The 14,031-nt window shown below is 51.6% G+C and carries 15 protein-coding genes; 11 read left to right on the forward strand and 4 right to left on the reverse strand.

The annotated features are described in order from the left end of the window. Positions 1-47: 47 nt before the first annotated feature. Genes KNO65_RS06275 through KNO65_RS06285 form a run of 3 tightly spaced genes read left to right on the forward strand, consistent with a single transcriptional unit; the run spans position 48 to position 3,095 of the window. A complete protein-coding gene (locus KNO65_RS06275) occupies positions 48-488 on the forward strand; it encodes a Spo0B domain-containing protein (protein ID WP_074037487.1) in 441 nt (146 codons plus the stop codon). Further along, on the forward strand, positions 489-1,778 hold the full coding sequence (gene obgE / locus KNO65_RS06280) for a GTPase ObgE (RefSeq protein ID WP_214782655.1): 1,290 nt from the start codon (positions 489-491) through the stop codon (positions 1,776-1,778). Between the two features lie 51 nt (positions 1,779-1,829). Continuing rightward, complete coding sequence (locus tag KNO65_RS06285; RefSeq protein WP_353047427.1) at positions 1,830-3,095, forward strand: hemolysin family protein; 1,266 nt, start codon at positions 1,830-1,832, stop codon at positions 3,093-3,095. 43 nt (positions 3,096-3,138) lie between these two features. Here KNO65_RS06285 and KNO65_RS06290 read toward each other — a convergent pair whose 3' ends face one another. From KNO65_RS06290 to KNO65_RS06305, 4 genes are all read right to left on the reverse strand, one after another. After that, on the reverse strand, positions 3,139-3,912 hold the full coding sequence (locus tag KNO65_RS06290; protein WP_214782661.1) for an NUDIX domain-containing protein: 774 nt from the start codon (positions 3,910-3,912) through the stop codon (positions 3,139-3,141). A 119-nt stretch (positions 3,913-4,031) separates the two neighbouring features. Beyond that, on the reverse strand, positions 4,032-4,610 hold the full coding sequence (locus KNO65_RS06295; protein WP_078146565.1) for a DedA family protein: 579 nt from the start codon (positions 4,608-4,610) through the stop codon (positions 4,032-4,034). A 107-nt stretch (positions 4,611-4,717) separates the two neighbouring features. Then, positions 4,718-5,257, reverse strand: a complete 540-nt coding sequence (locus KNO65_RS06300; protein ID WP_074037482.1) for a transcription repressor NadR — start codon at positions 5,255-5,257, stop codon at positions 4,718-4,720. Then, positions 5,235-6,365 (reverse strand): cysteine desulfurase family protein, encoded by a 1,131-nt coding sequence (locus KNO65_RS06305; RefSeq protein WP_214691132.1) that lies wholly within the window; start codon positions 6,363-6,365, stop codon positions 5,235-5,237. The genes KNO65_RS06300 and KNO65_RS06305 overlap by 23 nt, the downstream gene beginning before the upstream one ends. A 95-nt stretch (positions 6,366-6,460) precedes the next feature. Here KNO65_RS06305 and KNO65_RS06310 point away from each other — a divergent pair, with 95 nt between their 5' ends. The 8 genes from KNO65_RS06310 (at position 6,461) to yajC (ending at position 14,019) form a co-directional block, all read left to right on the forward strand. Further along, entirely contained in the window at positions 6,461-7,894 is a 1,434-nt protein-coding gene (locus KNO65_RS06310) for an L-aspartate oxidase (RefSeq protein WP_214782664.1), read from the forward strand. Continuing rightward, the gene (gene nadC, locus KNO65_RS06315) at positions 7,848-8,717 is read left to right on the forward strand and encodes a carboxylating nicotinate-nucleotide diphosphorylase (RefSeq protein WP_214782667.1); all 870 of its coding nucleotides are present in this window, start codon (positions 7,848-7,850) and stop codon (positions 8,715-8,717) included. The genes KNO65_RS06310 and nadC overlap by 47 nt, the downstream gene beginning before the upstream one ends. Then, a complete protein-coding gene (gene nadA / locus KNO65_RS06320; RefSeq protein WP_214782670.1) occupies positions 8,680-9,759 on the forward strand; it encodes a quinolinate synthase NadA in 1,080 nt (359 codons plus the stop codon). The genes nadC and nadA overlap by 38 nt, the downstream gene beginning before the upstream one ends. A 93-nt stretch (positions 9,760-9,852) precedes the next feature. Then, positions 9,853-10,440: a Holliday junction branch migration protein RuvA gene (gene ruvA / locus KNO65_RS06325; protein WP_214782673.1), complete on the forward strand. Its 588-nt coding sequence runs from the start codon at positions 9,853-9,855 to the stop codon at positions 10,438-10,440. A 10-nt stretch (positions 10,441-10,450) separates the two neighbouring features. Further along, positions 10,451-11,452, forward strand: a complete 1,002-nt coding sequence (ruvB, locus tag KNO65_RS06330) for a Holliday junction branch migration DNA helicase RuvB (RefSeq protein WP_078146571.1) — start codon at positions 10,451-10,453, stop codon at positions 11,450-11,452. Between the two features lie 3 nt (positions 11,453-11,455). Beyond that, positions 11,456-12,514 carry a tRNA preQ1(34) S-adenosylmethionine ribosyltransferase-isomerase QueA gene (queA, locus tag KNO65_RS06335; RefSeq protein ID WP_015881168.1) on the forward strand — a complete coding sequence of 353 codons (1,059 nt, stop codon included), beginning with the start codon at positions 11,456-11,458 and terminating at the stop codon, positions 12,512-12,514. Next, entirely contained in the window at positions 12,511-13,656 is a 1,146-nt protein-coding gene (gene tgt / locus KNO65_RS06340; protein ID WP_015881169.1) for a tRNA guanosine(34) transglycosylase Tgt, read from the forward strand. Before queA ends, tgt begins: the two co-directional genes overlap by 4 nt. 84 nt (positions 13,657-13,740) lie before the next feature. Further along, positions 13,741-14,019 carry a preprotein translocase subunit YajC gene (yajC, locus tag KNO65_RS06345; RefSeq protein ID WP_214782676.1) on the forward strand — a complete coding sequence of 93 codons (279 nt, stop codon included), beginning with the start codon at positions 13,741-13,743 and terminating at the stop codon, positions 14,017-14,019. The last annotated feature ends 12 nt before the right edge of the window (positions 14,020-14,031 follow it).

Genomic DNA, 14,031 nt, shown 5'->3' on the forward strand with positions numbered 1-14,031 from the left:
TCTAGCCACTTATTTGGTTAGAGTCTTTTTTTCTAGGAGAGGATCAAATGGATTCAGAACAGACACTCGAGCTCTTATCGACCGTCCGTCACGAATGGATGAATCGGCTTCAATTGATCTCGCTCTATGTGGCTCTCGATCCGACTAAGCTCGAGGAACTTTACGAACGCTATCGGAAACAGGCCGACGAAGAGAGTGCGCTCGTTCGTTTGAACGTGCCACAGACGAGCCTAGTCGTGATTCAAGCGAATTGGGAGGGACGGATGACGTATACGATTTCAACCGACCAACTCGCCATCGATGACGCGCGAGTGGCAGAGATGCTTGTCCGCTTGTTAGACAACACGGATGGGCCGATTCATGTGACGTTCACGGACGGACTGATGGTTCGCGTCACGGGCGCTGTCCCGGACGATGTGAAGGCATCAGCCGATGTGTACGAACAGAACGTAGATACCACTACGTTTCACATAAAGGAGGGGAAATAAATGTTTGTCGATCAGGTTAATATTTTTGTAAAAGCTGGAGACGGCGGAAAAGGGATGGTCGCTTTCCGTCGCGAGAAATACGTTCCAGACGGTGGTCCTGCAGGTGGTGACGGTGGTCACGGTGGGGACGTCATCTTTGAAGTAGAGGAAGGATTGCGGACGCTCGTTGATTTCCGCTATTCGAAGAAGTTTATCGCCCATGATGGCGAAAAAGGGATGTCCAAAGGGATGCACGGACGTAAAGCGAAACCGCTCATCGTCAAAGTCCCGCCTGGCACGATCGTGTTCGATGCCGAGACGGATACCGTCATCGCAGACTTGACCGAGCACGGCCAACAAGCGACGATCGCCAAAGGCGGTCGTGGTGGTCGCGGGAACTGTCGTTTTGCGACGCCTGCCAACCCGGCTCCGGAAATTGCGGAGAACGGGGAACCAGGTCAAGAACGTGAGTTGCGTCTCGAGTTGAAACTCCTCGCAGACGTCGGTCTCGTCGGATTCCCGTCTGTCGGGAAGTCAACGCTTCTCTCTGTCGTCTCGTCGGCACGCCCGAAAATCGGTGCGTACCACTTCACGACGATCACACCGAACCTCGGTGTCGTCAAGACAGCGGACGACCGTAGTTTCGTCATGGCCGACCTTCCAGGTCTCATCGAAGGGGCGAGCCAAGGCGTCGGTCTCGGTCACCAGTTCCTTCGCCATATCGAACGGACGAAAGTTATCGTTCACATGATCGATATGAGTGGTATGGAAGGGCGCGACCCGTTCGAAGACTACACGACGATCAACCGTGAGCTCGAGTCGTACAACTTACGTCTCCTCGAGCGTCCACAAGTCGTCGTGGCAAACAAAATGGATATGCCGGACGCAGCGGAACATCTTGAAAAGTTCAAGAAGAAGGTAGGAGACGATGTCAAAGTCTTCCCGATTTCAGCACTCGCTCAAGACGGTCTTCGTAACTTGTTGATCGAAGTGGCGAACTTTGTCGATACGACACCAGAATTCCCACTCGATGAGCTCGAAGAGAAGACAGCGACGCCTCGTGTCGTGTATCGTTATGAGAAGGAAGAGAAAGGCTATCAAATCCACATCGATGAATACGATCGCTTCGTGATCACGGGCCCTCGTATCGAGAAACTCTTCAAGATGACGAACTTTGACCATGATGAGTCAATCAAACGATTTGCTCGTCAAATGCGTCAAATGGGCGTCGATGACGATCTTCGTAAGTTGGGTGCCGAGGACGGTAGTGTCGTGGCAATCCTCGACTTCGAATTCGAGTTTGTGGAATAAAAAAAAATTACTTGTTAAGAAGAAACGGAGTGTGAAGCTAACGTGGACCCTGTGCCCTCGTCAAGTTTAATTCTATATGTAGTTCTCGTCATGTTGTCAGCGTTTTTCTCATCAGCAGAAACGGCGCTCTCGAGTGTGAACCGGGTCCGGATGATTCGGATGGCGGAAGATGGTGACAAAGCCGCAAAACGTGTCCTCAGTCTCGTCGACCGTTTTGATGATACCCTCTCGACGATTCTCGTCGGGAACAACATCGTCAACATCGGTGCCGCGACCGTCTCGACCGCCATCGCCACGAGCATCTTCTCAGGCGGGACAGGTCTCGTCATCTCGACGTTTGCGACAACAGTCATCATTTTGATCTTCGGTGAGATTTTGCCGAAGTCGCTCGCCAAAGAGTTTGCGGAGAATTACTCGCTTCTGATTAGTGGAATCCTTGTATTCCTCGTCAAAGTCCTCAAACCGGTGACGATGATTTTTGGCGGTTTGAAAAAATTAGTGCTCCGTCTGTTCGGGATGAGTACGAAAGAACCGTCAGTGACGGAAGAAGAGTTGAAAGTGCTCGTGGATATGGGAGAAGAGGAAGGTGTGCTCGGAGAGACGGAAGCCGAGCTCGTCCATAGCGCCTTTGCCTTCAACGATATTACGGTCGACGATGTGCTGACGCCACGAATCGATATTCTGGCCGTCGACATCGACGATTCGCTCGATGAAATCAAGGACACGATTTTCAGTGGTGGACATTCGCGTTTGCCGGTCTACAAAGACTCGATTGACAACGTCATCGGTGTCTTGTCGGAACGTGACTTCTTGCGTTCGATGATGAAGGATGAAGTGACGGATGTCCGTTCGCTCATCCGCCCGCTCACGTACGTGTCACCGCAGACGAAATTGATTGAACTACTTCCGATTCTCCAGCAGAAACAATCTCACATGGCTGTCGTCCTCGATGAATTCGGGGGCACGGCGGGTCTCATCACGTTAGAAGACATGCTTGAAGAACTCGTCGGCGACATCTGGGATGAGCACGACGAATCCGTCGTCTATCTCAGACGTCTCCGTGAAGGAGTCTATGAGTGTATGGCTGACATGAACGTTGATGAATTCGCGGAAGAGATGGGGATTGCAGAACCAGACGTCGATTCCAACACGATGGGCGGTTGGTTCGTTGAATTGCTCGGCGACATCCCGGAGAAAGGTGCACAAGTCACGTATCAAGACATGACGTTCACCGTTCTCCATGTGGAGAAACGCCGTGTCCGGAAACTGTTAGTGGAGACTGGACAATCTCAGCAAGAAGACATGCAAGAAGCATAAACAAAAGGGATGATTCGCTATATGCGAGTCATCCCTTTTTGCGTCATACGGATTGGCGCTCAATTCGCTCAATCAATTCATATGGTCGGACTTTATAAATGGCGTAAGGCATGTATGTCGGGTCGATCGCATCGAGGAAGCGCATTTGGAAGTGCTCCCGTTTGATGTAGTCACCGACGTTAATTGCGTCGACTTTATAGAAGCCAACTTCCTGTGTCTCGCCAGCCTGCGGTCTGAGGTCACCGGATACATATTTCGCGCGGAACGTGACACAGAGAACGCGGGACGACACGTTTTGATAAATCCCGGTGACCCCTTCTACTTTGATTTCCGCACCGGTTTCTTCGCGTACTTCACGATGGATGGCATCCACGATGGACTCATGTTCTTCCACTTGTCCGCCAGGCATCTCGAACGAGTCGTTCCGATGCATGTTTTTGACGAGGAGAACTTCACCTGCCTCATTCGTGATATACGCTGTCACACAGACAATCGCACGCGGCGGCGTATAGTGACCGGTCGGCATCATGAACTCTTCGCTTGACTTGATATACAGCTCTTTTCCGAGGCGAGCCCGTTGTTTCATGGCGTCTCGTCGCAACGTACTGCCACGATAATCCCGCTCGACTTGCTCATAGTGTTCACGGTCCCGGTATTCCCATAGTGCCATGACCTCGGACTTGTCTTCGGTCACCCAGCGTCCGACGAGGCGGGCGCCATGCGACGCCTGGATCGGGTAAATGTATGTATGGAAAAAGTCGGTGAATTCTTGCAGGCGTTCAGGTCGAATCGTATACGTTTTACGGCGATGGAACATGATGATTCCTCCTTTTTCGTTGTGCGGTGTCCTATATGTGTGACCGCGATTCGCTTACATGGTTCTTATTCGACAGATATTAGCGTTTCCCTTTCCAACAAAAAAAGAATCCGCTCCAGTTAAGCGGATTCTTTCACACGTTTTGGTTGCTGACGAACATGTCGAACGACGAGGATAATCCCGACAGCAAGAGCCAAGAAGGGGATGACATCGTCCATGAAGTGGCCGATCATGCGCCAGTTGCTACCAAGCATCATCCCGACATGGATGAAGATGAATGACCAGACGGCGAAAATCAAGGTCGTCACCGACAAAAACTTACGGAACGATAGACGCATCACCCCGGCGCTCACTGCGAATAATTGACGCCAAAACAGGCTGAGACAGACGATCCATGCACCGTATTTCTCAAACCAGCGCTCGGCCCGGAGTTGCTTGTCTTGCCGAATTCGAAAATACCGATACAGTTTGAGCGCGACGGGACGCCCACCATATCGACCGATCCAGTACAGACCGATTTGGCTGAGCGTGAAGGAGACCCACGCCAGTAGGAACGTCAGGAAGAAGGGCGCGTCATGCGAGTCGACGAGGAAGCCTCCGTATGCGAGAACGAGTTCGTTCGGGATGAATTGGACCAAGATACCGATGGGAATGCTGAAGACCCCACAGATGGCGAGTAGATGCTCGAGGACGTTCAAGACGTAGCCCTCCTTTCAAATGATTTCAGGAAAGATGTTCCATCCATCAGTATAACGGACATGACTGAAAAGAAAAAGAAGAGATGTCACATATTCGTGACGTCTCTTCAATCTAATTCGGATACGAGAATCCCGAGGCGGTCCAATTCTTTCACCGCAGCATCGATTGCCTCTTTATGGTCTGATTCGAGCGTATGGATATGGAAGCCACCCGTCAACTGGGAGAGCGGGGAAGCCCCATGCGTCTTCACTCGTTCGAGGAAGGCGCGGACGTCGCGGCGACTCTTCACCATGAGTTGTCCCGTGATAGACCCGTATACAGGATGGTCGATGATGACGTCTTTGATGGTGACCCCTTCATCGACGATGGCGTTCATCTCCGTCTCCATCTCTTCTGCCGTATGACGACAGGCTACCTTTTTCGAATAGGTGGAGGGGGTGAGGTCTCCATGCAAGTAGACATACCCACGAGCGGTCGCGACGATTTGATGGCCTTTCGCTTTTAGCAACGATAGGTCTTGGACGATGACCTGACGACTGACGGATACATGTCTTGCCAGTTCAGATCCTGTGATTGGCTCATTGCTCGATTCAATCAATTGTAATAGTGTGCGACGGCGTTCTTCACCGGCTAAACGTTTGTTCATGATGTTCGACTCTCCTTGCTAAAATGACGATGGCATCGGCGAGGGCCGATGTGTCTTCGGCGGTCGTTTGCGCGCCGAAGGAAATGCGGACGAGTCCATGACAGGCACTCGTCTCATATCCGAGTGCTTCGAGCATGCGATTTGGTCCATTTTGACCTGCTCGACATGCCGACCCAGCCGATACTTGGAACCCGAGATCGTCGAGCTCGGTCATCCACCATTGTCCGTCGCGTTGATGGGAGACGAAGGAGAAAATGGCGGGACTTTGTTCATCAAACTCGAGCCAATGGACATGCGCTGACGTCTTCTCTTTCAAGATAGCACGAAACGCCATGAAATTTCTCTGAAAACGTGTCAATTGTTCCTGACGTTCTCCGAGTGCTTTTGCAAAGGCACTGATTCCAGGAACGTCAATCGTTCCGGGACGAATCCCGTATTGATGATGCCCCGGATAGTATGGGGGAGGAATCAGACGTTCCATGTAGAGGGCGCCGACTCCTTTCGGTCCACCTACTTTGTGAGCACTGAACGAATAGGCATCGATGCCTTCGACAGAAATCGGGATTTTCCCGAGTGCCTGGACCCCGTCCACATGGAAGAGGATTTTCTTATATTTCAAGAGGCATTGGATGTGGTGGAGCGGTAACACCCAGCCTGTGTCGGAATTGACATGCTGGAGCGTGACGAGCCCGATGTCACGGTCGAGTAGGTGTGTGAATGCATCTAAATCAAACTTCCCATCCTTCAGTTTCAACCGATGAACGATTATTCCTTCCCGTTCCCACTCTTCAAGTAAGAGGGCGACCGAATCATGTTCATGCCAAGACGTGATCACCTCTTTGCCCTTCATCCGTTTACGTAAACTTGTCAGTGCGATGTAATTGCTCTCCGATCCACTTCCGGTGAATAATAATTTTCCTCGTAACATATCAAGACCGAGCGCCTGTTTGATCAAGCGTCTTGCTTCTGTCAAATAATCTTCTGCCATATAACCTTGGGTATGGAGTGATGATGGGTTTCCATAAACGTTTTTGGCCATCGCCACGTAATGGTCTAATGCTGCATGCGTCATCGGGTGTGTAGCGGCGTAGTCGAAGTAGCGGTTCATCATGGACTCCCCTTTTCTCATGTTGTCTTCTACACAAAATTATGCGAAACTAGTTTACAAGTCAACATTACATATGAAAAACAGGTGATGTACAAGTGTCTTTACACATAGAGAAAACTGACATTTTGATTATCGGAACGGGACTTGCCGCCGTCGCAACGGCTTTGCATCTATCAAAATCATTCTCCATTCTTCTCGTCTCAAAAGGTGAGATGACAGACAGTAACTCCGATTTGGCACAAGGCGGGATTGCGAGCGCGTATCTTGAGAAATCGAGTACGGCCCATAAAGAAGACACGATGCTCGCTTCTAAAAACACATCGTTCGCTGAGCGCGTCGACATTCTCGTAGAAGAAGGGCGTCAAGCGATTGAAGAAATGGAACGATTCGGTGTCCAGTTCGATCATGAAGAGGGCGGCTATGCCCTCGGACGAGAAGGCGCACACCGATTGAATCGGATCTTTCATGTCGGTGGCGACGAGACGGGACGTCATGTCATGAGGCAATTGCGTCAGTCGATGCCTGATAACGTGAACGTATTGGAACGGGTGCTCGTGCACGATCTCATTACGAAAGACGGGAAAGTCGTCGGCGCGATGGCGTTTCGTGATGAAGTGCCCATTCGAATTGAAGCCGGCGCTGTCGTATTGGCGACAGGTGGCATCGGTGGGCTGATCGATTGGACTTCAAACGCGCGTACCGTGACCGGTGATGGTCTCGTTCTGGCAAATCGATGTGGGGCCAAGCTGACACATTTACAGCGGATCCAATTTCACCCCACCTTACTGGCGACCGAAACGCCTCACCTCGTGACCGAAGCGCTCCGGGGAGCCGGAGCGACGCTCGTTGATGACGAAGGGAATCACGTGATGGCGCATCATCCGCTCGGGAGTCTCGCGCCTCGAGATGACGTGGCACGGGTACTGACAGAACGGATGGGAACGGTCTATCTCGATACGACAAACGTGACACGGCTTCGTGAACGGTTTCCAAAACTTGCTTTGACATGTGACAAACTTAGGATTGATCCTCGCCGCATTCCGGTACGTCCAGGTCTCCATTTTCATATGGGTGGAATCGAAGTGGATGATATGGGACGGACAGGCGTTGACGGATTATATGCCGTCGGTGAAGTGGCGGATGCGGGTATACATGGGACGAATCGTTTAGCCTCGAACTCACTTTTGGAATGTTGGGTGTTTGGAAAACGAGTCGCGCGGGCGGTGCGTTTGAATAGGACGGCTATGGTGACGAAGGAGACGCTGGTGTACGACATCTCACCTTTGGCGTTTCAAGCGTTCCGTGCTCAAATTGGAAGATGGTTGACGATTTCACCAAGTCTTGATGAATTGAAAGGTTTCTTACAAAATACCCAAACGTTGACCATGACGAAACACGTGACAAGACAATTAAGTGAACAAACTTTACAACTCGATGCGGCGCGTCTTCTCGCGCAAAGCATCCTCGAAATGGAGCGGTATGATGAACACGATATACCTACGCGAACAGCTACGTCAGTTCTTGATTGAAGATATCGGTTATGGGGACTTATCGAGTGCGCTGATTGATGCACAGGACGAGTCGATCGCAACGATTGTTGCCAAAGAACAGGGCATTTTCTGTGGGAAGCCAATCGTAGAAGAGCTGGCAACTATGCAGCGGCTTGAATTGGTCTTTTGCCAAGAAGACGGGAGAGCGGTTGTCCCTGGAGACGATCTCGTCGTCTTGAGAGGAAAGACACGCGCAATTTTAGAGACGGAGCGTGTGCTGTTGAATGTCATCCAACATATGAGTGGGATTGCGACGATGACAAAGCAGTGCATCGATGCGCTAGATGATGACTCGATACACGTGACCGATACACGGAAGACGACTCCGGGACTTCGGATGATTGAGAAGTACGCCGTACGTGTCGGTGGGGGATACAATCACCGTTTAAGACTCGATGACGCCGTCATGATCAAAGACAATCATATCGTCGCACTGGGTGGTGTAACGAACGCGATTCAAGTCGCGCGTGAGCGTGTCGGTCATACGACCCCGATTGAAGTCGAAATCGAGTCGTTCGAACATCTGATGGAGGCGGTTCAAGCCGATCCGGACATCGTGATGCTTGATAATCGGACGCCAGATGAATTGAGGGAATGGGTCCGTCATATACCGACACACATCAAAATTGAAGTGTCTGGTGGGATCACACTCGACACGATTGACGATTATCAAGGCATTCGCATCGATGTCATCTCGCTCGGTCAATTGACTCATTCGGTCCGCGCGTTCGATTGCAGTTTGAATTTACAAGGAGGAATGAAAGATGCAACTACTCGGAACACTCCCACCGACGTACGCTAACCTGTCAGTGGAGGAGATGGAGACTCGGATTCAGGCGGTCAAAGACCGACTCGGGACTCGTCTCTTTTTACCGGCCCATCATTATCAAAAAGACGAGGTCGTTCAATTCGCGGACGCGACAGGGGATTCGCTCCAGCTCGCACGACTCGCAGAACAGATGAGCGAAGCCGAATTCATCGTCTTTTGTGGTGTCCACTTCATGGCAGAGACGGCAGACATGTTGACACGGGACGACCAGATTGTCGTCTTACCTGATATGCGTGCCGGCTGTTCGATGGCAGACATGGCCGATATCGATCAGACGGAGATTGCTTGGGAAGAACTGACGGAACGATTTGGAGAGGACATCATCCCGATTACATACGTCAATTCAACAGCGGCCATCAAAGCGTTCGTTGGTCGTCACGGTGGGGCGACCGTCACATCGTCGAACGCCCATGAAATCGTCCGGTGGGCGCTTGAGGCAGGTGAACGCATCTTGTTCCTTCCCGATCAGCATCTCGGGCGGAACACGGCGTTCGACCTCGGCATTCCGCTCGAGGCGATGGCTGTTTGGGATCCGCTCCGTGAAGAATTGGTCTCAGAAGGCGAAGACGATCAAGTGAAAGTCATCTTATGGAAGGGACACTGTTCTGTCCATGAGAAGTTCACGGTATCGCAAATTCAGGCGTTCCGTGACCGTGAGCCGGATCGTCGCATCATCGTCCATCCGGAGTGTACGTTTGACGTCGTCCAATTGGCAGACGAGGCGGGATCGACGTCATATATCATCGACAAGATTGATGCGAGTGCACCTGGGACGAAGTGGGCGGTCGGAACGGAGATGAACCTCGTCAACCGGTTGGCGGCAACGTACCCACATCTTGATATCGTCTCGTTGAACCCATTCATGTGTCCGTGCCTCACTATGAATCGAATCGACTTGCCACATCTTCTCTGGGCGCTCGAGTCACTCGAGACGGACCCTGTGAACGTCATTCGCGTCGATCATGAGACGACAGAGTGGTCGAAACGCGCACTTGAACGAATGCTTGCACGGTAATCGCTTCAGGACAGGTAAACGCCTGTCCTTTTTTCGTGTCGCCCATTATGGTACAATAAATGCAGTTTTTCCGACCAAAAAGGAGAGTACATCGTGATTGAATTCGTAAAAGGACCCGTCGCCTATGTGTGTGCGGAATATATAACGTTAGATGTCTCGGGCGTCGGCTACAAAGTACATGTGCCTAACCCGTTTTTTTATCGTGAACAAGACGAACATGTAATCGTGTTTACGCATCATTATGTGCGTGAAGACCAACAGACGTTATACGGTTTCCGGTCACGTCGTGAGCGTGAGCTGTTCAATAAACTCCTCAGCGTGAGCGGGATCGGACCAAAAGGTGCGCTTGCCATCGTCGCGTCCGGCGATATCGACGCGTTGATCGATGCGATTGAAACCGAGAACGAGAAGTATTTGACGAAATTCCCGGGAGTCGGCAAGAAGACGGCCAAACAGATGGCGCTCGACTTGAAAGGGAAGTTATCCGAGCTCGCACCGGATTATGTGCCGAACGAAGGGTTGTTTGCCCAAGGTGCATCTGAACTCGATGAGGCGTGTGAGGCGCTCTTCGCGCTCGGCTACTCTGAACGGGAAATCCTAAAAGTCCGCAAAGCATTGAGCGGAGAAATATTGACGACCGACGCGTACATAAAACGCGCGCTACAGCTGTTACTGAAATAAGGAGGAAGCTATGGACGAACGATTGTTGTCACAATCTCATCAGCAATATGAAGACTCTGAAGAGTGGAGCTTACGTCCGCAGCGCTTCGAGCAATATATCGGGCAAGAAAAGGCGAAAGGCAATTTGTCGGTCTTCATTCAGGCCGCTAAACTTCGTAGTGAGACGCTCGACCACGTGCTCTTATACGGTCCCCCGGGACTCGGGAAGACGACGCTCGCCCAAATCATCGCCAACGAGATGGGCGTCGGAATTAAGACGACCGCCGGACCGGCAATTGAACGACCGGGTGATTTGGCCGCAATCCTTTCGACACTCGAGCCGGGAGACGTCTTGTTCATCGACGAGATCCATCGTTTGAGCCGGACGATTGAAGAGATCCTCTATCCGGCGATGGAAGACTACTGTCTCGACATCGTCTATGGGCAAGGGGAGATGGCTCGTAGCGTCCGCATCGACCTACCACCGTTTACGCTTGTCGGGGCGACGACACGGGCCGGGATGTTGTCGGCGCCTTTACGTGACCGTTTCGGCGTCACGTTGAAGCTCGAATATTACGAAACTCATGAGTTAGCGGCCATCGTCAGCCGGACGGCCCAGTTGTTCCGTCTCTCGATTTCACCGGAGGCGAGCGGTGCGATTGCGAAACGCTCACGAGGTACGCCACGAGTTGCAAACCGTCTCTTGCGTCGTGTCCGTGATTTCGCACAAGTGGCTGGTACGAAAGAAATCGATCCAGTGCTCGCATCTGATGCGCTCGACCGGCTACACGTCGATGCGCTCGGACTCGATGAAGTCGATCATCGGTTACTGAGAGCCATGGTGGAGCGGTTCGGAGGTGGACCGGTCGGGCTTGAGACGCTCGCTGCGACCATCGGTGAGGACGCTCAGACGATTGAGGATGTCTACGAGCCCTATTTATTGCAACAAGGATTCTTGCAGCGCACGCCGCGAGGACGGATGATCACACAGTTTGCCAAGTCGCATTTTGGTTATGAAGAGGAAGAGGAGTAAGGTATGCAAGACATTCAATTGAACGTAAACGATTATGATTTTGAATTGCCAGAAGAGTTGATTGCGCAAGTCCCATTGCTTGATCGGACAAGCTCACGCTTGCTCGTATTAGACCGCGAGACAGGGGACATCGAGCATCGCCACTTCCGTGACGTGCTCGATTATTTGAACGAGGGGGATGCGCTCGTCGTCAACGATTCGCGCGTCTTACCGGCACGCCTTTTTGGGGCAAAGCAAGAAACAGGCGGGAAAGTCGAACTGCTCTTGTTGAAGCAGACGGAAGATGATGTATGGGAAGCACTCGTCAAACCGGCGAAAAAAGTTCGTGTCGGCTCCATCGTTGAGTTCGGGGACGGCCTTCTCCGCGCAGAATGCGTCGAGGAGCTCCCAGAAGGTGGACGTCGTTTCAAGTTTGACTACGACGGCATCTTCTATGAGATTTTAGACGAGCTTGGAACGATGCCGCTCCCGCCGTATATTCGCGAACAACTCGATGACCAAGACCGTTATCAGACGGTCTATGCCCGTGAACGAGGCAGTGCGGCCGCTCCGACAGCCGGTCTTCATTTCACTGAGGAACTGCTTGAAGCGGCCAAAGCGAAAGGTGTCCGGTTGATCCCGCTCACACTTCACGTCGGCCTCGGGACGTTCCGTCCGGTGACGGCTGATTCTATCGAGGAACATACGATGCATAGTGAATATTTCGAGTTGTCGGCTGAATCGGCAGCTGCGCTTCGAGAGATTCGAGCGAATGGCGGTCGCATCTTTGCGGTCGGGACGACATCGACGCGCACGCTTGAGACGATCATGCGAGATCACGGGGACTTCGTCGAGTCATCGGGCTGGACGGATATCTTTATTTACCCTGGTGTTGAGTTAAAGGCAATCGATGGATTGATCACGAACTTCCATCTCCCTAAATCAACGCTCGTCATGCTCGTCTCGGCATTTGCGACGCGCGACATCATCTTACACGCTTATCGGACTGCGGTCGCAGAACGATACCGCTTCTTCAGCTTTGGAGACGCGATGCTCATCACGAGGAAGGAAGTAACAAAATGACAAAACATGCAGTCACATACGAACACATCCACACATGCAAACAGACCGGAGCGCGGCACGGAATCGTCCATACGCCGCACGGGTCATTCGAGACACCGGTCTTCATGCCGGTCGGGACGCAAGCGAGCGTCAAAACGATGGCACCTGAACAGGTCAAGGCGATGGGTGCGAACATTATCTTGTCGAACACGTATCACCTTTGGGTTCGTCCAGGACATGAGGTCATCAAACAAGCCGGTGGACTTCATAAGTTCATGAACTGGGACGGGGCAATCCTCACGGACTCGGGTGGATTCCAAGTGTTCTCACTTGCCGACCTCCGAAATATCCAAGAGGAAGGTGTTCATTTCCGTAACCATTTGAACGGCGACAAGTTGTTCTTGTCACCAGAAAAGGCGATGGAGATTCAAAACGCGCTCGGGTCGGACATCATGATGGCATTCGATGAGTGTCCGCCTTATCCGGCGACGCATGAATACATGAAGAAGTCGGTCGAGCGGACGAGCCGTTGGGCGGAACGTTGCCTCGAGGCACATGAACGTCCAGAAGACCAAGCGCTCTTCGGTATCATCCAAGGTGGAGAGTATGAGGACCTTCGTCGTCAAAGCGCCCAAGACCTCGTCTCTCTTGATTTTCCGGGATATGCGGTCGGTGGTCTCTCGGTCGGTGAACCAAAAGATGTAATGTATCGTGCCCTCGAATTCACGACACCGCTCATGCCAGAGAACAAACCACGTTATTTGATGGGTGTTGGCTCACCGGATGCGTTGATTGAAGGGTCGATTCGCGGAATCGACATGTTCGACTGCGTTCTGCCGACTCGCATCGCACGAAACGGAACGCTCATGACGTCGAAAGGTCGCGTCACGATCAAACAAGCGAAATATAAGACGGACTTTGGTCCAATCGATGAGAAGTGTGACTGCAATACGTGTAAGAACTACTCGCGTGCGTACGTTCACCACTTGATTCGTGCGGATGAGATGTTTGGTCTTCACTTGTGTACGACACATAATCTTCACTTCCTCGTGAAGTTGATGGAGCAGGTTCGTCAAGCGATTCGCGAAGACCGCTTGCTCGATTTCAAAGAAGAGTTCTTCGAAGAATACGGCTACAACAAGCCGAATGCGAAGAATTTCTAAAGAAACGTGTCGGACATTGTGTGACAATGCTTCAGTTTCACGGTATAATGAACCTGATATTGAAGGAAAGGGTGAATGTTACTCATGGAAACACTCGTTACGTTATTACCAATGATCTTGATTTTCGTCGTATTTTACTTCCTTTTGATTCGTCCACAGACGAAACGCCAAAAAGAAGTACAATCGATGCAAAACGCCCTCGAGCGTGGCGACAGCGTTGTCACAATCGGCGGTTTACACGGCGTCGTTCATCAAATCGAAGACACACATGTCGTTTTGAAATGCGATCAATCGCTTCTCCGTTTCAACCGAAGCGCAGTTGCGGAAGTCGTGAAAAAAGCGAATGCCTCATTTGAGGAATAAGCAAGTAAGCGT

The sequence above is a fragment of the Exiguobacterium sp. S3 genome (assembly GCF_018617295.1).
GTDB classification, from domain to species: domain Bacteria; phylum Bacillota; class Bacilli; order Exiguobacteriales; family Exiguobacteriaceae; genus Exiguobacterium; species Exiguobacterium profundum.

Excerpts from the sequence above, each read along its gene's own strand:
- KNO65_RS06275 (WP_074037487.1), top strand. The coding sequence starts at position 48 with ATGGATTCAGAACAGACACTCGAGCTCTTATCGACCGTCCGTCACGAA.
- obgE (WP_214782655.1), top strand. The coding sequence starts at position 489 with ATGTTTGTCGATCAGGTTAATATTTTTGTAAAAGCTGGAGACGGCGGA.
- KNO65_RS06290 (WP_214782661.1), bottom strand. The coding sequence starts at position 3,912 with ATGTTCCATCGCCGTAAAACGTATACGATTCGACCTGAACGCCTGCAA.
- KNO65_RS06300 (WP_074037482.1), bottom strand. The coding sequence starts at position 5,257 with ATGAACAAACGTTTAGCCGGTGAAGAACGCCGTCGCACACTATTACAA.
- KNO65_RS06305 (WP_214691132.1), bottom strand. The coding sequence starts at position 6,365 with ATGAACCGCTACTTCGACTACGCCGCTACACACCCGATGACGCATGCA.
- nadC (WP_214782667.1), top strand. The coding sequence starts at position 7,848 with ATGAACACGATATACCTACGCGAACAGCTACGTCAGTTCTTGATTGAA.
- nadA (WP_214782670.1), top strand. The coding sequence starts at position 8,680 with ATGCAACTACTCGGAACACTCCCACCGACGTACGCTAACCTGTCAGTG.
- ruvB (WP_078146571.1), top strand. The coding sequence starts at position 10,451 with ATGGACGAACGATTGTTGTCACAATCTCATCAGCAATATGAAGACTCT.
- queA (WP_015881168.1), top strand. The coding sequence starts at position 11,456 with ATGCAAGACATTCAATTGAACGTAAACGATTATGATTTTGAATTGCCA.
- tgt (WP_015881169.1), top strand. The coding sequence starts at position 12,511 with ATGACAAAACATGCAGTCACATACGAACACATCCACACATGCAAACAG.
- yajC (WP_214782676.1), top strand. The coding sequence starts at position 13,741 with ATGGAAACACTCGTTACGTTATTACCAATGATCTTGATTTTCGTCGTA.